Annotated in this window: 19 protein-coding genes and 1 tRNA gene; 16 read left to right on the top strand and 4 right to left on the bottom strand. The window is 70.2% G+C overall.

Annotation, left to right across the window (positions count from 1 at the left end):
* Positions 1-9: 9 nt before the first annotated feature.
* Positions 10-2,220: an acyltransferase family protein gene (locus tag QRN27_RS13975; protein ID WP_285042745.1), complete on the top strand. Its 2,211-nt coding sequence runs from the start codon at positions 10-12 to the stop codon at positions 2,218-2,220.
* A gap of 39 nt (positions 2,221-2,259) precedes the next feature.
* The gene (locus tag QRN27_RS13970; protein WP_056013943.1) at positions 2,260-3,294 is read left to right on the top strand and encodes a 1,4-dihydroxy-2-naphthoate polyprenyltransferase; all 1,035 of its coding nucleotides are present in this window, start codon (positions 2,260-2,262) and stop codon (positions 3,292-3,294) included.
* Between the two features lie 13 nt (positions 3,295-3,307).
* On the opposite strand, the gene QRN27_RS13965 is transcribed toward QRN27_RS13970, so the two are convergent.
* Positions 3,308-3,655 (bottom strand): DUF4229 domain-containing protein, encoded by a 348-nt coding sequence (locus QRN27_RS13965; protein ID WP_285042744.1) that lies wholly within the window; start codon positions 3,653-3,655, stop codon positions 3,308-3,310.
* A gap of 71 nt (positions 3,656-3,726) precedes the next feature.
* Between QRN27_RS13965 and QRN27_RS13960 the strand changes: the two genes are divergently transcribed.
* The 3 genes from QRN27_RS13960 to QRN27_RS13950 are packed head-to-tail and all read left to right on the top strand — an operon-like array spanning position 3,727 to position 6,811.
* Positions 3,727-4,152, top strand: coding sequence for a PLD nuclease N-terminal domain-containing protein (locus tag QRN27_RS13960; protein ID WP_285042743.1), 426 nt, complete (start codon positions 3,727-3,729; stop codon positions 4,150-4,152).
* Entirely contained in the window at positions 4,149-5,891 is a 1,743-nt protein-coding gene (gene menD, locus QRN27_RS13955; RefSeq protein ID WP_285042742.1) for a 2-succinyl-5-enolpyruvyl-6-hydroxy-3-cyclohexene-1-carboxylic-acid synthase, read from the top strand. The genes QRN27_RS13960 and menD overlap by 4 nt, the downstream gene beginning before the upstream one ends.
* 56 nt (positions 5,892-5,947) lie before the next feature.
* Entirely contained in the window at positions 5,948-6,811 is an 864-nt protein-coding gene (locus tag QRN27_RS13950) for a polyphosphate kinase 2 family protein (protein WP_285042741.1), read from the top strand.
* A 50-nt stretch (positions 6,812-6,861) separates the two neighbouring features.
* On the opposite strand, the gene QRN27_RS13945 is transcribed toward QRN27_RS13950, so the two are convergent.
* On the bottom strand, positions 6,862-8,100 hold the full coding sequence (locus tag QRN27_RS13945; protein WP_285042740.1) for an isochorismate synthase: 1,239 nt from the start codon (positions 8,098-8,100) through the stop codon (positions 6,862-6,864).
* An 89-nt stretch (positions 8,101-8,189) separates the two neighbouring features.
* Complete coding sequence (locus QRN27_RS13940) at positions 8,190-9,032, bottom strand: helix-turn-helix domain-containing protein (RefSeq protein ID WP_285042739.1); 843 nt, start codon at positions 9,030-9,032, stop codon at positions 8,190-8,192.
* Between the two features lie 101 nt (positions 9,033-9,133).
* On the opposite strand from QRN27_RS13940, the gene QRN27_RS13935 reads away from it, so the two are divergent.
* From QRN27_RS13935 to QRN27_RS13900, 8 genes are all read left to right on the top strand, one after another.
* The gene (locus QRN27_RS13935) at positions 9,134-9,814 is read left to right on the top strand and encodes an SDR family NAD(P)-dependent oxidoreductase (protein ID WP_285042738.1); all 681 of its coding nucleotides are present in this window, start codon (positions 9,134-9,136) and stop codon (positions 9,812-9,814) included.
* A 108-nt stretch (positions 9,815-9,922) separates the two neighbouring features.
* Positions 9,923-10,582 (top strand): bifunctional demethylmenaquinone methyltransferase/2-methoxy-6-polyprenyl-1,4-benzoquinol methylase UbiE, encoded by a 660-nt coding sequence (gene ubiE / locus QRN27_RS13930; protein ID WP_502929536.1) that lies wholly within the window; start codon positions 9,923-9,925, stop codon positions 10,580-10,582.
* Positions 10,583-10,730: 148 nt separating this feature from the next.
* Positions 10,731-12,290 carry an APC family permease gene (locus QRN27_RS13925; RefSeq protein ID WP_194671095.1) on the top strand — a complete coding sequence of 520 codons (1,560 nt, stop codon included), beginning with the start codon at positions 10,731-10,733 and terminating at the stop codon, positions 12,288-12,290.
* A 160-nt stretch (positions 12,291-12,450) separates the two neighbouring features.
* The gene (locus QRN27_RS13920) at positions 12,451-12,888 is read left to right on the top strand and encodes a hypothetical protein (protein ID WP_285042736.1); all 438 of its coding nucleotides are present in this window, start codon (positions 12,451-12,453) and stop codon (positions 12,886-12,888) included.
* Positions 12,889-12,990: 102 nt separating this feature from the next.
* Positions 12,991-14,052, top strand: a complete 1,062-nt coding sequence (locus QRN27_RS13915; protein WP_285042735.1) for a polyprenyl synthetase family protein — start codon at positions 12,991-12,993, stop codon at positions 14,050-14,052.
* A 119-nt stretch (positions 14,053-14,171) separates the two neighbouring features.
* Entirely contained in the window at positions 14,172-15,557 is a 1,386-nt protein-coding gene (locus tag QRN27_RS13910; protein WP_285042734.1) for an FAD-dependent oxidoreductase, read from the top strand.
* A 96-nt stretch (positions 15,558-15,653) separates the two neighbouring features.
* Complete coding sequence (locus QRN27_RS13905; protein WP_285042733.1) at positions 15,654-16,802, top strand: hypothetical protein; 1,149 nt, start codon at positions 15,654-15,656, stop codon at positions 16,800-16,802.
* A gap of 73 nt (positions 16,803-16,875) precedes the next feature.
* Positions 16,876-17,913: an alpha/beta hydrolase gene (locus tag QRN27_RS13900; protein WP_285042732.1), complete on the top strand. Its 1,038-nt coding sequence runs from the start codon at positions 16,876-16,878 to the stop codon at positions 17,911-17,913.
* A 329-nt stretch (positions 17,914-18,242) separates the two neighbouring features.
* Here the strand turns inward: QRN27_RS13900 and QRN27_RS13895 are convergent, their stop codons facing one another.
* Positions 18,243-18,731: a YajQ family cyclic di-GMP-binding protein gene (locus QRN27_RS13895; protein WP_056014685.1), complete on the bottom strand. Its 489-nt coding sequence runs from the start codon at positions 18,729-18,731 to the stop codon at positions 18,243-18,245.
* A gap of 53 nt (positions 18,732-18,784) precedes the next feature.
* On the opposite strand from QRN27_RS13895, the gene QRN27_RS13890 reads away from it, so the two are divergent.
* The 3 genes from QRN27_RS13890 to QRN27_RS13880 all read left to right on the top strand — a co-directional run bounded on the left by QRN27_RS13890 (position 18,785) and on the right by QRN27_RS13880 (position 21,396).
* Positions 18,785-19,549, top strand: coding sequence for a lytic transglycosylase domain-containing protein (locus tag QRN27_RS13890; RefSeq protein WP_285042731.1), 765 nt, complete (start codon positions 18,785-18,787; stop codon positions 19,547-19,549).
* A 105-nt stretch (positions 19,550-19,654) separates the two neighbouring features.
* Positions 19,655-19,736, top strand: a tRNA-Tyr gene (locus QRN27_RS13885).
* Positions 19,737-20,124: 388 nt separating this feature from the next.
* Complete coding sequence (locus QRN27_RS13880) at positions 20,125-21,396, top strand: HNH endonuclease signature motif containing protein (RefSeq protein ID WP_285042730.1); 1,272 nt, start codon at positions 20,125-20,127, stop codon at positions 21,394-21,396.
* Positions 21,397-21,719 lie beyond the last annotated feature (323 nt).

Below are 21,719 nucleotides of genomic sequence, written 5' to 3'. Positions count from 1 at the left end.
GGTTTGCGAGTGGTTCTCGCATACGGCAAGCTCTCCCATGCGCGTCGACGAGCGGCCGCAGCCGGGGGACGACGACAGGTGACATCGACGAGCGACACGGGCACCACGCCCACCAGACCGACGGCGGCGTTCCGCGCCGACATCCAGGGCATGCGGGCCCTCGCGGTGACCGCCGTGGTGCTCGCGCACGCGACCGGGTGGCCGACCGGTGGGTTCATCGGTGTCGACGTCTTCTTCGTGATCTCGGGGTTCTTGATCACCGGCCTGCTGCTCCGTGAGCACGAGCGGTCCGGGCGCATCTCGCTGCCGGCCTTCTTCGGTCGGCGCATCAAACGGATCCTGCCGGCAGCGCTCGTGGTCCTCGCTGCGACCGCCGCCTTGGCGTCGTGGCTGTTCAACACGCCCCGGGCGATGTCGACCTGGTGGGACGCGGTGTCGGCCGCCCTGCTCGTGTCCAACTGGCGGTTCGAGGCGTCGGGGACCGACTACTTCCACGCCACGGACGCGGCGTCACCGCTGCAGCACTTCTGGTCGCTCTCGATCGAGGAACAGTTCTACCTCGTCTGGCCGCTGCTCCTCCTCATCCTCCTGGCCGTCGCGGCCAAGGGCGCCCGGCCGGTGCTCCGCTCACGCCTCGTCGTCGGGATCGTCCTCGTCCTGATCGTCTCGGCGTCGTTCGCCTTCGCCGTCTGGCAGTCCGCGGCGGCACCGCAGGCCGCCTACTTCGCGACCGGTGCACGAGTCTGGGAGCTCGCGGCGGGCGCGCTCCTGGCGGTCTGCGCCCCGCTGCTCGCGCGCATCCCGATGGCGGTCCGCGTGGTCGCCGGGTGGGCCGGGCTCGCGGGCGTCGTCGCGTCCGCCCTGCTGATCACCGGGTCGATCGGCTTCCCCGGGCCCTGGGCGCTCGCCCCCGTCGCGTCGGCGCTGCTGCTGATCGCCGCCGGGACCGGAGCCGGGCCGGCCTACTCCCGATGGATGTTCCCCCTCGCCAACCCGCTGAGCCGCGGTCTCGGGGCCATCTCGTACTCCGTCTACCTCTGGCACCTGCCGATCCTCGTGTTCGTCCCGATGCTCGTGTCCGGCACCGCCCTGAGCACGGTCCCCGGGATGCTCGCGCTCATCGGCTGCATCTCCGTCCTGTCCTTCCTGCTCGTGGAGCAGCCCTTGCATCGGATGCCGCTCGTCGGCACGTTCCGCGGCGACGCCGAGCGGCGAGCGGCCGCCTGGACCGCGTGGCGGGACCGGTTCGGTCAGCAGTTCCTGTACTCGGCCGTCGGTCTGGTGATCGTCGCTGGACTGGCCGTCATCGTGCTCGGGCCCGCACTGCGCATGCCGGTGGCCGCCGGAGGGCCGGCGGCCGTGGCTGCACCGGTGGGGGATCCGTTGCAGAGCATCGCGGGGGAGCTGCAGCTCGCGACCGAGGCGACGAGCTGGCCGGACGACCTCTCACCGAGCCTCGACGACGCGATCAGCGCGACCTCGAGCACGAATCCGGCGCGGGCGTGCTTCGACATCGGCGCGACGCCCGACGCTGGATCCTGCACCTGGGGCGACGCCGGTGCCCCGAAGCACGTGTACCTCGTCGGTGACTCGACGGCGCTCGCCTACGCCCCGGCGTTCCGAGCCATCGCCGACCAGAGCGGTGGAGCGTTGCGGATCACCACGATGGGGCTCTACGGGTGCCGGTTCACGCAGGACCTCGTCCAGAACAGCGGCGCAGGCGTCATGGACGACTGCCCGACCCGGAAGCACGACATCGCCGAGCGCATCGCCGCGGACCAGCCCGACCTCGTGATCGTCTCGAACGCGTTCGCCGACGGCCGCTCGACCGACGGACGCGCCTTGGACGCGACGGCGATGGTCGCGTCGACGCTCGCCGAGACGACCGCGTACCAGGTCCCCGGCCGGGTCGTGCTCCTCGCGCCGCCGCCGCTCGGCGCCGAGCTCGGATCCTGCTACTCGCGGGTCTCGAGCCCGCAGGACTGCGCCGTGGGGGTGGACACCGCATGGACCGACTTCGCGACCGCCTCGGAATCGGCCGCGGCGGCAGCGGGCGAGCGGTTCATCTCATCGCTGCCCTTCAGCTGCGTCGACGGCGTGTGCCCGGCCTTCGCGGGGACGACGCCGACGAAGTACGACCGGGTGCACCTGACGCCGGCCTTCGCCGAGCACATCGCTCCGGCCGTCCTCCAGACGCTCCAGGCGGCCGGCGCGCTGTGACGAGATCCGCCGGAGGGCTCCGCGGGTAGACTCGCCGTCGTGGCACATGGAGCACGGCCGGCAGCGCCGAAACAGCAGAAGACGTCCGCACAGCGCCCGACCGCGGGACGCGGGGCGAACGGTGGACGATCCGGCAACCCGGCGCGTGGCGGCGGGCGCAAGGTCCCGCTCGCGAAGCCGGCGACGTTCCGCGACTGGGTCGGAGCGGCGCGGATCCGCACGCTCCCGATGGCGGTCGCGCCCGTCCTCATCGGTACCGGTGCCGCGTCGATCATCGCCGGCCCCGGCGTCTACCACCCGGTCCGTGCGCTGCTCTGCCTCGTCGTCGCCCTCGCGCTGCAGATCGGCGTCAACTACGCCAACGACTACTCCGACGGGGTCCGCGGGACGGACGACCAGCGGGTCGGCCCGAGCCGCCTGACCGGCTCCGGCGCGGCGAAGCCCAAGGCCGTCCTCGCCGTCGCGCTCGTGTTCTTCGGCATCGCCGCGGTGGCCGGCATCGTCCTCACGATCCTCACGCAGTTCTGGTGGCTGCTGCTCGTCGGCGCCGTCGCGATCGTCGCCGCCTGGTTCTACACCGGAGGCAAGCGCCCCTACGGGTACTTCGCGCTCGGCGAGGTCTTCGTGTTCGTCTTCTTCGGCCTCGTCGCCACGCTCGGCACGACGTTCGTGCAGGTCGGCCGCCTCAACCAGGAGGCGTGGTTCGGGGCGATCGGCGCCGGCCTCATCGCTTGCGCGGCGCTCGTCGTCAACAACCTCCGCGACCTCGAGCAGGACAGGGCGGTCGGTAAGCGCACGCTGTCCACCTTCATCGGTCGTATCGCGTCGAAGGTGCTCTACTGCGTGCTGCTGCTCGTGCCGTTCGTCATCGCCGGCTTCCTCGCGCTGTTCTACCCGGTCGCGTGGCTCGCGATGTTCGGCCTGCTCGCCGCGCTCCCGGCCTGCGTCATCGTGCTGTTCTCGACGACCGCGAAGGAGCAGATCCTCGCGCTCAAGCTGACGGGACTCGTGCAGCTCGTGTTCGGCGTCGTGCTCGGCCTGGCGTTCTTCTACACCCCGGGCATCGCCGCCTGACGAGGTTCGGACGCTAGCGTCCCTGCTGCTCCTCAGGCGTCGACGCCGATGGTGCTTCCGCAGCCGTGGCATCCTCGGCTCGGGGGGTGCGCACGGTGTCGGCGTCGAGCGCCGCGTCCTCGGCGTCCTCGTCGTCGTGCGGGACCGGCTTGTCGCCGTGCCGACGGGCGAAGAGTTCCTGTGCCACCGTCTCGCGCGGGGTGCGCAGGAAGATGTAGGAGACGCAGAGTCCGATGATCGCGGCGATGATCGCGGCGATCCAGGGCTGCAGGCCCGTGAGGAAGACGAGGAGCAGGAGCGGCACCGCGAACGCCAGCAGGCGGAGGACGGTGTACCGGACGGCGGCGGGAACGCGATTCACCAGACAAGTCTAGGCGTCGTCCCTGAAGGCAACCCCAGGCAATCACGTCACCTGGCGTTTACGATGGAGACATGGTTCGTCTCTGGATCGGCCTCGCCGTCGCGGCAGTCGTCTTCATCGTGTATTCGGTGGTCGACTGCGCAACGATGCCGCGGGACCGCGTCCGGGGCATCTCGAAGCCGTCGTGGATCATCGCCATCCTCCTGCTGCCGGTCATCGGCGGTCTGCTCTGGTGGATCATCGGCCGCGTCCGCGCCCAGAAGGCGGCGCCACGCGGCTCCGCTCCCGACGACGACCCCGACTTCCTCAAGAAGCTCGACGCGGAGCGCAACCAGGCGAAGCGCATCCGCGATCTTGAGGACGAGCTGAAGCGTTTCGACGACGAACCCGGTGGCACCGGTACCGGAAGCGGCTCCCACGACGACCCGGCACCCGAGTCCGACACCCCTGACGACGGCCCCGGTCGGAAGCCGCCCGGCGCACCGAGCGCCTCGTGACCCCGCCCGCAGCACCCGAGCCCGCGGGCTCGGCCCCTTCGGCGAGCCCGGCGAGCGCATCGGCGTCGGCGCTCCTCGGGGCGTTCGTGGCGGCTGGCGTCTCAGACATCGTGGTGTGTCCCGGGTCGCGCTCGCAGGCGCTCGCGCTCGCGGCGGCGGAACTCGCGGCCGCGGGACAGGTCGCCCTGCACGTGCGGATCGACGAACGGGTGGCCGGATTCCTGGCGCTGGGCCTTGGCGTCGAGACCGGCCGGCCGGCTGTCGTGATCACCACCTCCGGGACTGCGACCGCGAACCTGCACCCCGCCGTCCTCGAAGCGCACCAGTCGCGTGTGCCGCTCATCGTCCTCACCGCCGACCGGCCGACCGAGGCCCACGGGGTCCGCGCGAACCAGACGACCCGACAGGACGACCTCTACGGTTCCGCGACACGCCTCGCCGTGGTCGCCGAGGCCCCGACGGGTGCCGAGGGTGAGCAGCGGGCGGCGCGCGAGCTCGCGCGCGAGGCGTACGACGCGGCGACGGGCATCCTGGATCCCGGTCCGGTCCACCTCGACCTCGCGTACCGTGAGCCGCTGTCCGGTACCTTCGAGCCGGAGCCCGTTGTAGACGCGGAAGCCGAGCCGACGGCCGCCCCGAGCGCCACGGCCGACGACCACCCGCTCTACCCGGGACGTCCCCGGCTCGTGCTGGAGCGTGGACCGAGGACCCTGGTGGTCGCCGGGCACGACGCCGGCCCTTCGGCCGAGCAGTTGGCGGCAGACGGCGGCTGGCCGCTCATCGCCGAGGTCTCGAGCGGGGCCAGGTTCGGACGCCAGGTCATCGCCGCCTACCGCGAGCTGCTGCGGGAGGACGAGTACCGCGAGGCGGTCGAGCGGGTCGTCGTGTTCGGCCACCCGACCCTCAGCCGTGAGGTCCCGCTCCTCCTGCAGCAGGACCGGGTCGAGACGATCATCGTCGCCCCCGCGGGAGCCGAGGTCTACAACCCCGGGCGACGTGCCGACCACATCGTCTCCTCCGTCTCCGTCGAGCCCGGTCCCGCCGACCGCGCCTGGCTCGGTGCCTGGGTCGTCGGATCCCGGGAGCGCGTCGTGGACCCGTCGCCCGCGGCACCCGACCTCGCGGGCCTGCATTCGACGACGCCGTCCGAGCGCCTCGCCTCGGTGCGGGCCGAGCTCGATGCGGTCCGTCTGCCGGTCACCCGCGAGGTCCTCGTCGACGCCGTCTGGCGCGCGACCTGGCCGCACGACCGCCTCGTCGTCGGTGCGTCGCGACTCATCAGGGTGGCCGACGGGCTGGTCCCGGGACGCAAGATCAGTGTCCATGCCAATCGCGGTCTCGCCGGGATCGACGGCACCATCGCCACCGCCACCGGGATCGCGCTGGCGAGCCAGGCCGACGGCGGACCCGGTGTCACGCGCGTGCTCCTCGGCGACCTCGCGTTCCTCCACGACGTCGGCGCACTGTTGCTCGAGGACGGCATCGCGCCGCGCCTCCAGGTGATCGTCGGGAACGACGGCGGCGGCACCATCTTCGACGGGCTCGAAGTCGCGCGAAGTGCGCCGAGTGAGCTGTTCGACCGGGTGCAGTACACGCCGCAGCGGGTCCGCCTGGAGTCGCTCGCGACCGCGTACGGCTGGGAGTACCGCTCGGCGACGACGCGGGCGGAGCTCGACCAGGCGTTCACCGCCCCGGTGACCGGACCGGTCCTCATCGAGGTTCCGCTGCCGCGAGCCTGAACTGGCCGCCTGCGGGAGGGTCGACTTCCGAGCCGAGGTCCGGCCACAATGGGCGGATGAGCGCATCGAAGCACGCATCGACCTGGACGGCACCCCCTCGAGACACGCTCCGCGTGGGGGAGGGCTTCCGGCTCGCCGACGTCGACCCCGCATCGACGCCCGGGTTCGACGGTGACAAGCGCCAGGGGGTGCACGAGCTGGCCGCAGGGGTGCCCGAGCTGTCCGAGCTGCAGGAGCGGCTCTTCGCGGCGAGCACGCAGGGAGCCCCGGACGCCGTGCTGCTCGTTCTGCAGGCGATGGACACGGCTGGCAAGGGCGGCATCGTCAAGCACGTCGTCGGTTCCGTCGATCCGCAGGGGGTGCATCACCATGCCTTCAAGAAGCCGACGGACGAGGAGCGCGCCCACGACTTCCTCTGGCGGGTCGAGTCCCAGGTCCCGATGCCGGGGCAGATCGGGGTCTTCGACCGCTCGCACTACGAGGACGTCCTCATCGGCCGGGTGCGGCAGCTGGCGGAACCTGCCGAGATCGAACGCCGCTACGGGGCGATCAACGACTTCGAGGCCGAGCTCGTCGCGGGCGGCACGCGCATCGTGAAGGTCATGCTGCAGATCAGCTCCGACGAGCAGAAGGCCCGTCTCGCGGAGCGTCTCGAGCGGCCGGACAAGCACTGGAAGTACAACCCGGGCGATGTGGACGAGCGGGAACTGTGGCCGGCCTACCAGGAGGCGTACCAGACGGTCTTCGAGCGGACGAGTACTGACGCCGCTCCCTGGTTCGTCGTGCCGGCGGACCGCAAGTGGTACGCGCGGATCGCCGTGCAGCGCCTGCTCCTCGACGCCCTCGAGGACATCGACCCGCAGTGGCCGGCGGCCGACTACGACATCGCCGTCGAACAGGCGAGGCTCGCGGCAAGCTGACGCACGCGGCCTCGGTTCAGGCGCTGCTCCGGTTCAGGCGCGGCTTCGCCTCAGGCGAAGGCCTCGACGATCGGGCGGAACTTCATCTTCGTCTCCAGGAGCTCGGACGTCGGGTCGGAGTCGGCGACGATGCCGCACCCCGCGTACGCCGTGATGTCGCCGTCCGGAGCGATCTGCGCGCAGCGCAAAGCGACCGCCCACTCGCCGTCACCTGAGGCGTCGACCCAGCCGACCGGTCCGGCGTAGCGGCCGCGGTCGAACGGTTCCAGCTCGCGGATGAGCGCCACAGCGTCCCGGGTCGGCGTGCCTGCGACGGCGGCCGTCGGGTGGAGGCCGTCCATGAGGTCGAGCGACGAGGAACCGTCGGACAGGCGGCCCTCGATGTCCGTCGCGAGATGCCACAGGTTCGGCAGCTTCAGGGTGAACGGCGTCTCGCCGCTCCGCAGCTCCGGACTGTGCTCCCGGAGGGCGGACAGCACCGAACGGACGGCGAAGCGGTGTTCGTCCTGGTCCTTCCGGCTCGTCGCGAGCGCGAGCGCCTGATCGCGGTCAGCGTCGGCGTCGAGTCCGCGCGAGATCGTTCCGGCGAGGACGCGGGCTGAGACGGCTCCACGGTCCACCCGGACGAGCGTCTCCGGGCTGGAGCCGATGAACCCGTCGACCGCGTAGGTCCAGCAGTCTGGGTACCCGAGGGCGAGGTCGTGGAGGACCCGGCGGCGGTCGGCCTCCGCGGGGAGGTGTCCGGTGAGGTCGCGCGCCAGCACGACCTTGCTCAGCTCGCCGGCCTGGATGCGGGCGATCGCCTGCTCAGCCGCGCCGACGTAGCCGTCGCGGGACTGCTCGCCGGGGACCAACTGGATGCGGTACTCCGGGCCGTACCCGGTGGTGTGGGGTTCGACGTCGTCGGCGTCCCCGCTGAGTCGGACGCGGGTGATGAAGCTGGCGTCGGCGTACCGGCCGATGATGGTGCGTGGCACGATCAGGACGCTCGTCGCGGAGGACTCGTCGTCGAACGCGAACGTCCCGAACGCGACGAGGCCGGTGCCGGGTCGCCGCACCTCGTCGGTCACGTCCGCGGCGGCGCACACCTCGCGCCATGCGGCTGCGGCGCTCGCGAAGCGGTCGGGGCCGGAGAACTCGAGCCGCAGCGCCTCACCGAGTCCGACCAGGCCGTGGCCCTTTCGCACCCAGAGGAGCGGGGACGTCTGGTCGGCGAAGGGGAGGAGCTGGCGCGGGTCGTCGATGGCGACGGTCTGGGCGACCAGTGACGAGGTCAGGGGAATGGTCACCGTTCAACCCTACGCCTGTGGGCGGGCCGTCCCTCCCCGTCCACGGCGCTCGCTCGACCCCGTCCGGTCACGCCGGTCTCGGCCCGAGTTCAACCGGCCGACGGGGCGAGTTCCTGCAGGCCGGTCACCCCGAGGAGGGCGAGTTTCTCGGCGTCCCGACTGCCCGGGGCCGCCGTGTAGACGACGATGCGCAGGTCGGCGCCCGGCGTGGACAGGACGTCGCAGTCGACGGTGATGGGGCCGACCGCGGTGCGGGTGACCGTCTTGCGGCTCGCCCGATGCTCCGCGACCCTCGCCTCCGACCAGCGTCGCTCGAACTCGGGCGACACCGACCGGAGCCGCGTGACGAGGCGGCCGAGTTCAACGTCGTGGGGGTATCGGCCGACGGCGGCGCGGAGGTCTGCGGCCAGGTCGCTCGCGAACTCCTCCTCGTGCTGCTCGTCGAAGTCGGTCCCCTCGTGGCCGGACGTGAAGTACCGCCACACGAGGTTGCGGTCGGCGACGCTGAGTGCGGATGGGTCGCCGTTCACCGCGGCCCAGAGCGGGTTCCAGAGGAGGATGTCGTGGGCTGCGGAGAACACCGCCAGCGGGACGTCGGACAGGCGGTCGACGATGCGCTGGACGCCGGGGCCGATGTGCCGGGGGACGACGCCGGCCGCGGGTGGTGCCGCCCCGGCGACCCGGTAGAGGTGGTCGCGTTCCTGATCCGACAACCGGAGAGCGACGGCCAGCGCTCGCAGCAGCTGGGGCGACGGGTTCCTGGCGCGGCCCTGTTCGAGTCGGACGATGTAGTCCACGCTGATCCCCGCCAGTGCGGCCAGTTCCTCGCGCCGCAGGCCCGCGGTGCGTCGCCCCGGTCCGGCCGGGAGGCCCACCTCGGCGGGGGAGACGCGCTCGCGCCAGGCCCGGAGTACGCCCGCGAATTCATCCATCCCGCCATTGTGCCCCCGGTGGCGTCCCGCATCGTGGTACTGCCGGTCCTCCTGTCGACGGGGGCCTGGTGGGCCGGCGACCGCGGGCCCAGCATGGACGCATGACCACCACACTGATCACCGGGGCCAACAAGAGCCTCGGTCTCGAGACCGCCCGCCGACTCCTCGAAGCCGGCCACACCGTCTACGCCGGCATGCGTGACGTGAGCCGCGGTGACGCCGTCACCGCTCTCGGGGCGCACCCCGTCCAGCTCGACGTCACCGACCAGGCGAGCGTCGACACGGCGTTCGCCTCCCTCCCGGAGCTCGACGTCCTCGTGAACAACGCCGGTGTCCTCGGCACCTCCTTCGGCGTCGACGACCTCACGCCGGAGTCGATGGAGGAGGTGCTCGACACGAACGTCGTCGGCATCGTCCGCGTCACCCAGGCGGCGTTGCCGTTGCTTCGCCGCTCGGCACGCCCCGTCATCGTCAACGTCGCGTCCGGCGTCGGGTGGCCGCGCTTCCTCACGACCGAGGGCGCCGACGAGTACGCAGTCCCCACCATCCCGTACGCCGCGTCGAAAGCGGCCGTCATCGCGCTCACCGTCCAGTACGCGAAGAACCTGCCGACCTTCCGGGTGAACGTCAGCGACCCGGGTTACACGGCGACCGACTTCAACGGGCACGGCGGTCACCAGACGGTCACCGAGGGCACGGACGCCACGGTGGCGCTGGCGCTCCTCGGTCCGGACGGACCCACCGGTGAGTTCCACAGTCGGCACGGACGCATCGCCTACTGAGCACTTGTCTGGGAGCCGTTCCCGAACGGCCGGCTCCCAGGGCGGCGGACGTAGGATGGAGAGGTGAACCGCGCCGACCTCTCCAAGCAGCCCGAGCAGGTCTCGGCCATGTTCGACGACGTCTCGACGAAGTACGACCGCATGAACGCGGTCCTCTCCGTCGGGAACGACGCCCTGTGGCGGATCGCCACCACCCGCGCCGTCGGGCCGGCGGCCGGGGAGCGCATCCTCGACCTCGCTGCGGGGACCGGCACGTCGTCAGCGGCCCTCGCACGCAACGGTGCCGAGGTCGTCGCCGCCGACTTCTCGCCCGGCATGATCGCCGTCGGGCGCGAGAAGTACGCCGACCGGTCCGACATCCAGTTCGTGGAAGCGGACGCGACCGCGCTGCCCTTCGCGGACGAGGAGTTCGACGCCACGACCATCTCCTTCGGCCTGCGCAACGTCGTCCGCCCGAAGGACGCGCTCGCCGAGATGCTCCGCGTCACGAAGCCCGGTGGCCGGATCGTCATCTGCGAGTTCTCGACACCGACGTTCGCCCCCATGCGGGCCGCGTACAACCTCTACCTCGAGAAGGTCATGCCGATCGTCGCCGGTGTCGCGTCGTCCAACGCCGAGGCCTACACCTACCTCAACGACTCGATCCGCGCCTGGCCGTCCCAGCCGGAGCTCGCCGCCTGGCTGCGCGAGGCGGGGTACGAGCACGTCGCCTACCGGAACCTCACCGGTGGGATCGTCGCCCTGCACCGTGGAGTGAAGCCCGCCTGATCGACCGATCGGTCCGCGTGTTCCCGCGTCCCGGTCGATGAAACGGTACCGATCCCGCTGCCCAGGAGGGCGTTGATCGACGGATTCCGTCGTGCCCGCCCGAACGGGAGCATTGACACGCGGGTGCGCCCGGCCCTACCGTTCCGTCATGACAGCACAGGACACGGACCGCGCTTCGCAGTCGGGACCGCCCACCGGCGGGAAGGGGCTCGCCACCGGCACGCTCGGGCTGTTCGGCTCGGTGATCATCGGTCTGGCCTCGACCGCTCCGGTGTACTCGCTCGTCGCGACCCTCGGGTTCGTCGTCCTCGCCGTCGGGGCTCAAGCGCCGATCGCCTTCATCGTGGCCTTCATCCCGATGCTGTTCATCGCCTTCGCCTACCGCGAGCTGAACCGCGACGTGCCGGACTGCGGCACCACGTTCACCTGGGCGACGAAGGCCTTCAACCCCGTCACCGGCTGGATCGGCGGGTGGGGCGTTGCGCTCGCCGGCATCGTCGTGCTCGCCAACCTCGCGCAGATCGCCGGGCAGTACCTCTGGTTGCTCATCGGTGACGGCTCGCTCGCCTCGAACGTGCCGCTCGTCACGGCGACCGGCGTCGTCTTCATCGCCCTCATGACCTGGGTCTCGTACCGCGGGATCGAGCTCGGCGAGCGGATCCAGAACATCCTGCTGGCCGTGCAGTACCTCGCGCTCGTCCTGTTCGCCGTGTTCGCCTTCATCGGGGTCGCCAACGGGACGGCGCCCGACGCGACGCCGATCTCCCTCGACTGGTTCAACCCGTTCGCCTTCACCGACTACCACGGCTTCATCGAGGCCGTCCTGCTCGCCCTGTTCATCTACTGGGGCTGGGACACCTGCCTCGCCCTCAACGAGGAGACGAAGGACCCGCAGAAGATCCCCGGTCGCGCGGCCCTCATCTCCACGGTGGTCCTCCTCGTCACCTACGTCACCGTCACGGTGGCCGCCATGGCGTACGCCGGCCTCGGTGACACCGGCACGGGCCTCGGCAACGAGGACAACGCGAACGACATCTTCCTCGCGCTCAAGGACCTCGTCCTCGGGCCGTGGGCATGGGTGCTCGTCGTCGCCGTGCTGATCTCCGCGGTGTCCTCGACGCAGACGACGATCCTCCCGACCGCTCGCGGGACGCTCTCGATGGCGGCCTACAGCGCGCTGCCGAAGCGGTTCTCGACCGTGCACCCGACGTTCAAGACACCGTCGTTCTCGACGCTCGTGATGGGGATCGTGGCGATCGTGTACTACGTCGGCATGACGTTCGTCAGCGAGAACATCCTCGCGGACTCGATCCTCTCGCTCGGGCTCGCGATCGCGTTCTACTACGGCATCACCGGCTACGCCTGCGTCTGGTACTTCCGGAAGGTGCTGTTCCGCTCGGCGCAGGACTTCTTCTTCAAGGGGCTCTTCCCGCTCCTCGGCGCGCTGATGCTCACCTACGCCTTCGTGCAGAGCTGCATCGACATGTTCGACGTCGACTACGGCTACACGGTGCTGTTCGGCGTCGGTGGCACGTTCGTGATCGGCGTCGGGTCGCTCGCCTTCGGCTTCGTGCTCATGCTCCTCTGGTACACGCGGAAGGCCTCCCGTCCGTTCTTCCGCGGTGAGAGCCTCAATCGCGACACCGAGGTGCTCGTGCCGGAGGAGCCGATCGAGTACGGCCGCTCCGTCGACGGCGGCCTCACCTGACCTCCGGTCCCTGAGTCTCGGTTCCTGAGCTTGTCGAAGGGCGGTCCCTGAGCCTCCCTCCGGTCCCGGACCCTCCCTCCGGTCCCGGAGCCTCGGTCCCTGAGCCTGTCGAAGGGCGCATCACCCGGTCCCGTCCAGCCACGCCGGGCATACTGGTGGCATGTTGGACTCCCTGCCAGGCGGCCCGTGGATCTGGGGCATCGCGATCGTCGGTCTCGTGCTGGTCGTCATCCTCCTGAACGCGAGGCGCGCGAAGTCGGCGTTCGCGAAGCCGTACGAGCGGTACGACACGACCGAGATCCCACCGGACACCCCTGGCACGCGCGAGTTCATCGTGCGCGACGACGCCACCGGGGCCAGGCTCCAGTTCGTGGCGTCCGGTCCCTCCGCGAGGATCGCCCTGGTCGTCGTGCCGCCGAAGCACCTCGGTACCGGCGTCGAGGCGGGCCTCTTCCGTGCCGCGCTGCCGGCGGCGCCCGGGGTCGACGCCTGGACGTGGCCGCCCCTCAACACCGACGGGTACACGATGCTCCTGGACCTCGCGCATGAGTTCCCGCACCTGGCGTTCTACGACGCCGAAGGCGTGCGGCTCCGCTGATCGCAGGGCTGTGGTCGGACCACAGCTGTCAATCGGCTGTCCACCGCCGTGCATTCGAGCGCTCCGGCACCGGCGGCGGGCTGCCCCGGCTAGGCTAGAGCTGTGAATCCCAGCGCGACCCGACGTGTCAGCAGCCTGGCCAGCCAGGCCGGGCTTGCCGAACGCATGTTCGCGACCGGAGCGGACCGCAAGCTCGCCCGGACGATCGACGACGGCGTGGCACGCCTCGAGATCGGGCTGGAGGAGCAACTGGGCTTCACCGACGACCTCGTCGACGTGACGGCCCGCTATCTGCTCGAGGCCGGCGGCAAGCGTGTGCGCCCCCTCCTCACCATGCTCATCGCGCAGCTCGGTGACGGCATCACCGAGGACGTCCTGCAGGCGGCCGAGGCGATCGAGATCACGCACCTCGGCTCGCTCTACCACGACGACGTCATGGACGACGCGGACAAGCGCCGCGGTGTCCCCAGTGCGCACCAGGTGTTCGGGAACAACACGGCCATCCTCACCGGCGACCTCCTGTTCGCCCGGGCCAGCCAGATCATGGCCGACCTCGGTGAGCGCGCGATCCGCATCCAGGCCGCCACCTTCGAGCGCCTCGTCCTCGGGCAGCTCCACGAGACGACGGGGCCCCGCGAGGGTCAGGACGAGGTCGAGCACTACATCCAGGTGCTCGCCGACAAGACCGGTTCGCTCATCGCCGCCGCCGCTCGCAGTGGGGTCGTCTTCTCCAACGCACCGGCAGAGTTCGAGAGCGCGGTCGTGGAGTTCGGCGAGAAGGTGGGCATCGCCTTCCAGCTCATCGACGACGTGATCGACCTCTCGCCGCAGCCCGAGGAGACGGGCAAGGTGCCCGGTACCGACCTCCGTGCCGGTGTCGTCACCCTCCCGATGCTCTACCTGCGGCGCGAGGCCGCGACCGACCCCGAGGCGGCGGCGCTCGTCGCACGACTCGACGCCGAGGTCTCCGAGACGGACCACGACCCGGTCCGCTTCGCCGCCCTCGTCGCCACGCTGCGCGACCACGCCGTCACCGCCCGCACGTTCGCCGAGGCCCAGCAGTGGGCCAACGAGGCGATCGCCGCACTCGCGCCGCTGCCCGACGGCTCCGTGAAGAAGGCGCTCGTGCACTTCGCGAAGGCGATCGTCGACCGCAGGAGCTGACGCCGCCGCCGCTCCGGCACGACCGGGGTGGCACGGTGTCCGCGACGCGCACGCATCACGGTCGGAGTGTTCCTCCGGCCGGAACCGGAACCCCGCACGGGGACACGAAAGGAACCACCGTGACCAAGCTCAGGCTGGCCATCGTCGGCGCAGGACCCGCAGGCATCTACGCGGCGGACATCCTCCTCAAGGCGGAACGGAAGTTCGACGTCTCCATCGACCTCTTCGAGCAGCTCCCCGCCCCTTACGGACTCGTCCGCTACGGCGTCGCGCCGGACCACCCGCGGATCAAGGGCATCGTCAACGCCCTCCGCGACGTCCTCGACCGCGGCGACATCCGCATCTTCGGCAACGTGCGGTTCGGGGTCGACATCACGCTCGACGACCTCAAGCACCACTACAACGCCGTCATCTTCTCCACGGGAGCCGTCGAGGACGCCCCGCTCGACATCCCGGGGATCGACCTCGACGGGTCCTACGGTGCCGCGGAGTTCGTGAGCTGGTTCGACGGTCACCCCGACGTCCCGCGCACCTGGCCGCTCGAGGCGCAGTCGATCGCCGTCATCGGCAACGGCAACGTCGCACTCGACGTCGCCCGCATGCTCGCGAAGCACCCGGAGGACCTCCTGCCGACGGAGATCCCGGCGAACGTCCACGAGGGTCTGCAGCAGTCGCCCGTGACCGACGTGCACGTCTTCGGCCGTCGCGGACCAGCGCAGGTGAAGTTCACGCCGCTGGAGCTGCGCGAACTCGGCGAGCTCAACGACGTCGACATGATCCTCCACGACGAGGACTTCGACTACGACGACGCGTCGAAGGCCGCGGTGGCGAGCAACAAGCAGGTGATGGTTATCGACCGCGTCCTGCAGCAGTGGCGCACCCGCGAGGTCGGGCAGGCGTCCCGTCGCCTGCACCTGCACTTCTACGCGAAGCCGCTCGAGCTCGTCGACGACGGAACCGGCAAGGTCGCGGCGTTCCGGTACGAGCGCACCCGTCCGGACGGTCAGGGCGGCGTCGAGGGCACGGGCGAGGTCCGCGAGCTCCCCATCCAGGCGCTCTACCGTGCGGTGGGGTACTTCGGCAGCCCGCTGCCCGGCGTGCCCTTCGACGCACGGCACGGCGTCATCCCCAACCACGAGGGCAAGGTGCTCCACCCCGAGAGCAACGAGCGCGTCCCCGGGGTCTACGCGACCGGGTGGATCAAGCGCGGGCCGGTCGGTCTCATCGGCCACACGAAGTCGGACGCGATGGAGACCGTCGCCCACGTCATCAACGACCAGGCCGACTGGTGGTCGCCGGCCGAGCCCGAGGAGGAGGCCGTCGTCGCCCTCCTCGAGTCGCGCGGGGTGGCCTACACGGACCTCGAGGGCTGGCACCTCCTCGACCAGCACGAGATCGCACTCGGCGAGCCGCAGGGTCGGGCGCGCGTCAAGGTCGTCCCCCGCGAGGAGATGGTCGCCATCTCCCGTGCGCAGGATCCCGAGGGCGGCGTGCCGACCGTCTGATCGCTCGTCGAGCATGACGCAGCCCGATCGATCGGGCTGCGTCAACCCGGGCGTCCAGACCATTGTCCGAAGTGTGTCGGTCACTATGCTGGACCAATGACCGACCCCAACGCGCCCCAGAACGTCCCGTCGGACCAGCCGACGTCCGTCCCGCCGTCCGACCCGCCGGCATTCGTCGCCGACGGCCAGCAGCAGCAGTCGCAGCAGCAGCCGCGGTACGGCGAGATGCACCCGGACCCCGTGCAGCAGCAGTGGAACCAGACCGGCCAGCAGACGCCGGCGCCGCAGCAGGCGGGGCAGTGGAGCCAGCCGCAGCCCGGTGACCAGGGTGGCCAGTGGGGTCAGCCGCAGCAGGGCCAGTACGGTCAGCCGAACGACCCGTCCGCCGCGACGCAGCACACCGGCCAGTACGGCCAGGAGACCGGCCAGTACGGTCAGTCGCAGACCGGTCAGTACGGCCAGCCGCAGCACACCGGCCAGTACGGTGCGCCCCAGGCTCCGTACGGTCAGTCGCAGACCGGCCAGTACGGCCAGCCGCAGCAGCAGTACGCGCAGGCTCAGCCGAAGGCTCCGAACCCTCGGGCGCGCGAGACCCGTCTCGCACTCATCTCGGTGGGCATCGCGGGCGGCATCGCCGCGGCCGTCGCCCTCGTAGGTCTGATCGGCTCCTTCTTCAGCATCTCGGAGTACTTCCCCGTGGGTGACGTCCTCCTGAGCTTCGGCGCCAACCTGGTGAACATCGCCCTGTGGGGTGCCGGCGCAGCGCTCATCCTGATCCTCGTCCGCCCCCTGACGCGGGTCCGCACGGCCCGAGACCTCGTGCAGACGGTCGGCATCGCCGCCGCGGTCGGCACCGGTGTCATGCTGCTCATCGTGCTGATCGTCACGATCGTGCGTGGAGTGGTCGAGCAGTACGGGACCGCGACGTTCATCGTCAACCAGGGCTTCCTGTCGCCGCTCCTCTACGGTGTGACGCTCGCCGGCTTCCTGACGATCGGTGCGCTGCTCGCAACGCGCTTCGTCGCACCCGAGGGGCTCGCCGATGCTCCGCGAGGACAGCACGACCAGCACGGCCAGGGTCAGGGTCAGCACGGTCAGCACGGTCAGCACGGTCAGCACGACCAGGGCCAGCACCAGCAGCAGCAGCACGGTCAGCACCAGCAGGGTCAGCACCAGCAGGCGCCGCAGCAGCCCTACGGGCAGCAGCCGCAGGGCCCGCAGCAGCACAACCCCTACCAGCAGTAGTCGACGACCGGATGGTCCGCGCGCAAGCCGGACCATCCGGGGTCCGGCTGCTCGCGCACGGTAACGTGGCGGCATGGCGGGATCTCGAGGCTGGACGGACGACATCCTCGGCGAGGGGTTCCAGCAGCGGACCCTGACGCTCGAACCGGACGACGAGGGCGACGTCGTGGCGACGCTCGTCCGCTACCGGATGCCTCCGCTCGAGCAGCTGGGCGAGTTCCTCCTCCCCGACGTCGCGGACGGGATCGACGTCCTGTACGTCCACGGCTGGTCGGACTACTTCTTCCAACGCCATCTCGCCCGCTTCTGGGCGAGACTCGGCGCACGGTTCTACGCACTCGACCTGCGCAAGTACGGACGAAGCTTCCGGCCGCACCAGACGCCCGGGTATGTGGACGACCTCCGTACCTACGACGAGGACATCGAGGCCGCGCTCACCGTCATGGGGCACGGCGCGGCGGATCACGTCGCCGGACGCCGCACCCGTCGCCGACTCGTCCTCCTCGGACATTCGACGGGTGGTCTCACGCTGAGCCTGTGGACGGCGAGGAACCAGGACCGGGTTGCCGGGCTCGTCCTCAACAGCCCCTGGCTGGAGTTCCAGGCGCGACAGTTGGGCCGGCTCGCCATCGCCCCGCTCATCCAGGCCGGTTCGCGGATCGATCCGCGGGCCCAGCTCCCCGTCGTCGACCTCGGGTTCTACACCCGGTCCGTGTCGAGCACGATGGACGGCGCGTGGGACTACGACCTCGCGTGGCGGCCCCTCCAGGGGTTCCCGTTGCACCCCGGTTGGCTGAACGCCATCCTCACCGGGCACCGTCTCGTCGACGCGGGTCTGCACCTCCGCGTGCCGGCGCTCACCCTGTTGTCGGCGCGGAGCGTCCTCCTTCCGCGCTGGAACGACGCGATGATGCGGAGCGACACGGCGTTGGACGTCGATGCGGTCGCCGAACGCGCACTCGACCTCGGTGAGACGGTCACGATCGTCCGTCTCGACGGAGCGCTCCACGACGTGTTCCTCTCGGAGGAGCCGGTCAGGGAGCGCGCGTTCGACCAGATCGTCGCGTGGGGCCGCGGATACCTGGCGGCGCCCGTCACGCGTCAGCGCTGAGTCGGAGGGTGGCGGCGTCGCGGACCGGCCGGGCGCCGCGGATCCGGGCGACCGAAGGCGAGCCACTCGGCGTAGCTGTGGTTCTGGCCGATCGAACACCAGCAGGGTACGCCGACCTCCTGGTCTGCGTTCGATGTCCGGAAGACTTCGAGGTGCGACCCGTCCGAGGGCCTCGAGTGATCCACGTGTGCTCCAACGACCGGGCCCCGCGGTGTGCGGGGCGGGCATCGTCCGGCCGAGGGCCGGACAGAGCGCGGTGCGCTCCACTGGAGAGAGCGGATCAGTCGTCGTTCATGACGCGGTCCGCCGAAGCGCCGCGCCCGGCCGGCTCAGCGGTAGTTGACGAACTGGAGGTCGATGTCGAGGTCGGCGCCCTTGAGTAGCGCCATCGTGGCCTGGAGGTCGTCGCGGCTCTTCGAGGAGACGCGCAGTTCGTCGCCCTGGATCTGCGACTTGACCGACTTGGGGCCCTCGTCGCGGATGAGCTTGTTGGCCTTCTTGGCGATCTCCTGGCTGATGCCCTCCTTGAGGGTCGCCTCGATCCGGTACTCCTTGCCGCTGGCGAAGGGGTCTCCGACCTCGAGGCTCTTCAGGGAGATGCCGCGCTTGATGAGCTTCGACTCGAACACGTCGAGGATCGCCTTCACGCGCTCCTCGGTGTTCGCCTTCATCAGGATCTTCTCGCCGCTCCAGGCGATCGAGGCACCGACGTTCTTGAAGTCGTAGCGCTGCTCGACCTCCTTGTGTGCCTGATTGAGGGCGTTGTCCGCCTCCATCTTGTCGACCTTGCTCACGACGTCAAACGAGGAATCTGCCATGTGGACCATGGTACCGCCGGTGTCGGTCAGGCGGGTGTGGTTGGCTGGGGGAGATGCACAGCCCAGGGATGCAGGACCGGCAGACGGCCACCAGACGACGGCGGTCCCTCGCGGGTGCCTCGATCCTGCTGGGCGCCATCCTGCTGAGTGGATGCGCACCGGAGCCGGAACCCGTGCCCTACGCCCAGCCCGTCGAGTTGCCGCCGAAGAGTGACGCGCCCGACGGCGGCGTTGCGAACGTCGACCTCGCCGACGAGGCGTGGGTGGCCGAGGTGTCGTCGTCGAGCGGCATTCCGGAACGAGCCCTCCGGTCCTACGCCGGTGCCGCCATCCGCAAAGCGGAGTTGACCCCGGAGTGCGGCATCGGGTGGACGACGATCGCCGCGGTGGGGTTCGCTGAGAGCGACCACGGTCGTCACGACGGTTCGAAGCTCGGCGAGGACGGCGTCGTGACGCCACCGATCTTCGGCGTCCCCCTGCAGGGTGGCGAGACGGAGGAGATCACGGACACCGACCAGGGCGTCCTCGACGGCGACCCGGTCCACGATCGGGCGGTCGGGCCGTTCCAGTTCATCCCGGAGTCATGGAAGAACTGGGGGACCGACGCGAGCGGCGACGGTGTGCTCGACCCGCAGAACCTCGACGACGCGGCGATGGCGGCGGCGAACTACCTCTGCCGGGCGAGCGACTACGACATGCGGACTGAGGCGGGATGGCTGAGCGGGATCCGGGCCTACAACTCGTCGCCCGAGTACCTTCGACGGGTCGCAGCCGCCGCGAACGAGTACGCAGAAGCGGTGCCGTCAGTGGGGAAGTGAGGGGCCTGACGACGGGTCCTGATCCTGATTTCGCGTCCGGCCATCTGGCGGCTATATTGGTCAAGCGCTTTCGGTTGGCTGTTCGAAAGTCGGTCGGGCGCGCTTGGCGAGTTACCCTAGCGGCCAAAGGGATCTGACTGTAAATCAGACGGCTCAGCCTTCGGGGGTTCGAATCCCTCACTCGCCACAGAACGATTGCCTCACCCCCGCGGGTGGGGCAATGTTCGTTTCTGGGCCTTGTGCCTGTGGCTGCCGCCGAGGGTCGTGGGTCGCCGCCGCCGCTGAACGCCGCCTCAGTTCTCAAGCCCGCCATGGTGGCCGAACCCGACCGGGATGCCGAGGGTGTGCCAGACCTGGTCACTGAGCCTGTCGAAGTGCTCACCGAGGCACCTCCGCACCGGGCCGAGCCTTGGTCGCCGGGTTTGTCAAAGTGTGCGGAGCGGCAGGCGCACGTCCCGACCGAATCCCGCCCACCAGACCCGGTCACTGAGCTTGTCGAAGTGCTCACGGAGATGCCTCCCCACCACCCCGGACTCGGCATCTGGAATGTCAGTGGTCCATGGTGGACTGGAGTCATGACCGAGAGCACCGCCACCGCGATCCGCGCGAGCGATGAGTACGCCGCGCAGCTCGCGGAGTTCTCGGACGAGTATGCGGACATCTGTCGGCAGCAGGCGGTCTTGGAAGCGCGCGCGGCACGCCTCCTCGCACGCTCCGCTGCGTACGCGGACGCGCTCGCGGACACCGTCGTCCCCGCGATCTATCCGCCCGCGGAGCGGCGCGCGCTGTCGCGACGCTCGACGTGCGCGATGCTCGCGATGGCGACGCGTTCCTCGGAACAGACCGTCCTGCACGCCACCGACGACGCAGAGCGCCTCGTGAACGAGGCGCCCACGGTGTTGGCGGCGCTCGAGGTCGGCCGCATATCCAGCCGGCATGCGCGCACGATCACGGACCAACTCCGCGAAGTCCCGACGGCTGGTCGCGCGTCGTTTCTCGCCGAGGTGCTCCCGATGGCCGAGCGATTCACCGCCGCGCGGCTCAAGAAGCGCGCGAAAGACCTGCGCGAGCGGCTGCACCCGGAGTCCATCACGGCGCGTGCAGCGCGTTCCGAGGCCGACCGCCGCATCGAGTTTGAACCCGCCTCGGACGGTATGGCGTGGGTGCACCTCTTCACCACGGCACCCATCGCGCAGGGCATCGTCGAGCGCCTCGAGAGCGCAGCATCCGAGGCGCGTCGCGCTGGCGACCAGCGCACCTGCGGCCAGTTGCAGGCCGATGCCCTCGCGGCGCTCGCCCTCACCGGCGTCACGCCGGACGACGTCGCGTCGAACCCGGTACTCCCGCATCCGATCGAGGTGCAGGAGCACATCAAGCCCACCGTGCAGATCACCGTTCCGGCGCTGAGCATGGCCGGCGTCTCCGACGCACCCGCCACGCTCGACGGATACGGGCCGATCGACCCCGAGACCGCAGCGCGCATTGCGGTGAACGCGCCCTCCTTCACCCGCATCCTCGTCCAGCCGGAAACCGGAGCCGTCCTCTCCGTCGGCCGAGGCCAGTACCGAGTCCCGGCCGACCTACAACGGGCGGTGCGGCTTCGGGACGGCAGCTGTCGCGCACCCGGGTGCGGGCGGAGGGCTAGGGCCTGCGACCTCGACCATTCGGTCGCCTGGCAGGACGGCGGGACAACGGATGTCGGGAATCTCGCCTGTCTCTGCCGACATCACCACCGGATGAAGCACCTCCCCGGCTGGAACCTCGAACACGGCCCGGGCGGTGTCCTCGACTGGACGACACCCGACGGCAAACACCACCGAACCGCGCCAGAACCAGCGCCCTTCTGACCACTTCCGCTCGCTGAGCTGCGCCGCACTGAGCCTGTCGAACTGTTGAAAGGGTTCCTCGTGCGCACTTCGACAGGCTCAGTGACCGGACTCGAGCGCGCGCACAGGCAGGACGCTGCCTGTGTCCCTCGACACTTCGACAGGCTCAGTGACCGGTGGAGATGTATCCGCAATGTCTCGGTCCCTGAGCTTGTCGAAGGGTTTCTCATGCGCACTTCGACAGGCTCAGTGACCGGAGTCGAGTGCGCGCACAGGCAGAACGCCGCCTGTGTCCCTCGACACTTCGACAGGCTCAGTGACCGGTGGAGGCGTGCCTGGAACTC

Origin of the sequence: Plantibacter sp. LMC-P-059a (assembly GCF_030209505.1) — a bacterium.
Taxonomy (GTDB): domain Bacteria; phylum Actinomycetota; class Actinomycetes; order Actinomycetales; family Microbacteriaceae; genus Plantibacter.
Note: the sequence above shows the minus strand (reverse complement) of the source record. Positions and strands in the feature narration are given on the sequence as shown.

Excerpts from the sequence above, each read along its gene's own strand:
- QRN27_RS13895 (WP_056014685.1), bottom strand. The coding sequence starts at position 18,731 with ATGGCAGATTCCTCGTTTGACGTCGTGAGCAAGGTCGACAAGATGGAG.
- QRN27_RS13935 (WP_285042738.1), top strand. The coding sequence starts at position 9,134 with ATGACCACCACACTGATCACCGGGGCCAACAAGAGCCTCGGTCTCGAG.
- ubiE (WP_502929536.1), top strand. The coding sequence starts at position 9,923 with ATGTTCGACGACGTCTCGACGAAGTACGACCGCATGAACGCGGTCCTC.
- QRN27_RS13905 (WP_285042733.1), top strand. The coding sequence starts at position 15,654 with ATGACCGACCCCAACGCGCCCCAGAACGTCCCGTCGGACCAGCCGACG.
- QRN27_RS13925 (WP_194671095.1), top strand. The coding sequence starts at position 10,731 with ATGACAGCACAGGACACGGACCGCGCTTCGCAGTCGGGACCGCCCACC.
- QRN27_RS13960 (WP_285042743.1), top strand. The coding sequence starts at position 3,727 with ATGGTTCGTCTCTGGATCGGCCTCGCCGTCGCGGCAGTCGTCTTCATC.
- QRN27_RS13880 (WP_285042730.1), top strand. The coding sequence starts at position 20,125 with ATGACCGAGAGCACCGCCACCGCGATCCGCGCGAGCGATGAGTACGCC.
- QRN27_RS13920 (WP_285042736.1), top strand. The coding sequence starts at position 12,451 with ATGTTGGACTCCCTGCCAGGCGGCCCGTGGATCTGGGGCATCGCGATC.
- QRN27_RS13890 (WP_285042731.1), top strand. The coding sequence starts at position 18,785 with ATGCACAGCCCAGGGATGCAGGACCGGCAGACGGCCACCAGACGACGG.
- QRN27_RS13900 (WP_285042732.1), top strand. The coding sequence starts at position 16,876 with ATGGCGGGATCTCGAGGCTGGACGGACGACATCCTCGGCGAGGGGTTC.
- QRN27_RS13940 (WP_285042739.1), bottom strand. The coding sequence starts at position 9,032 with ATGGATGAATTCGCGGGCGTACTCCGGGCCTGGCGCGAGCGCGTCTCC.
- QRN27_RS13950 (WP_285042741.1), top strand. The coding sequence starts at position 5,948 with ATGAGCGCATCGAAGCACGCATCGACCTGGACGGCACCCCCTCGAGAC.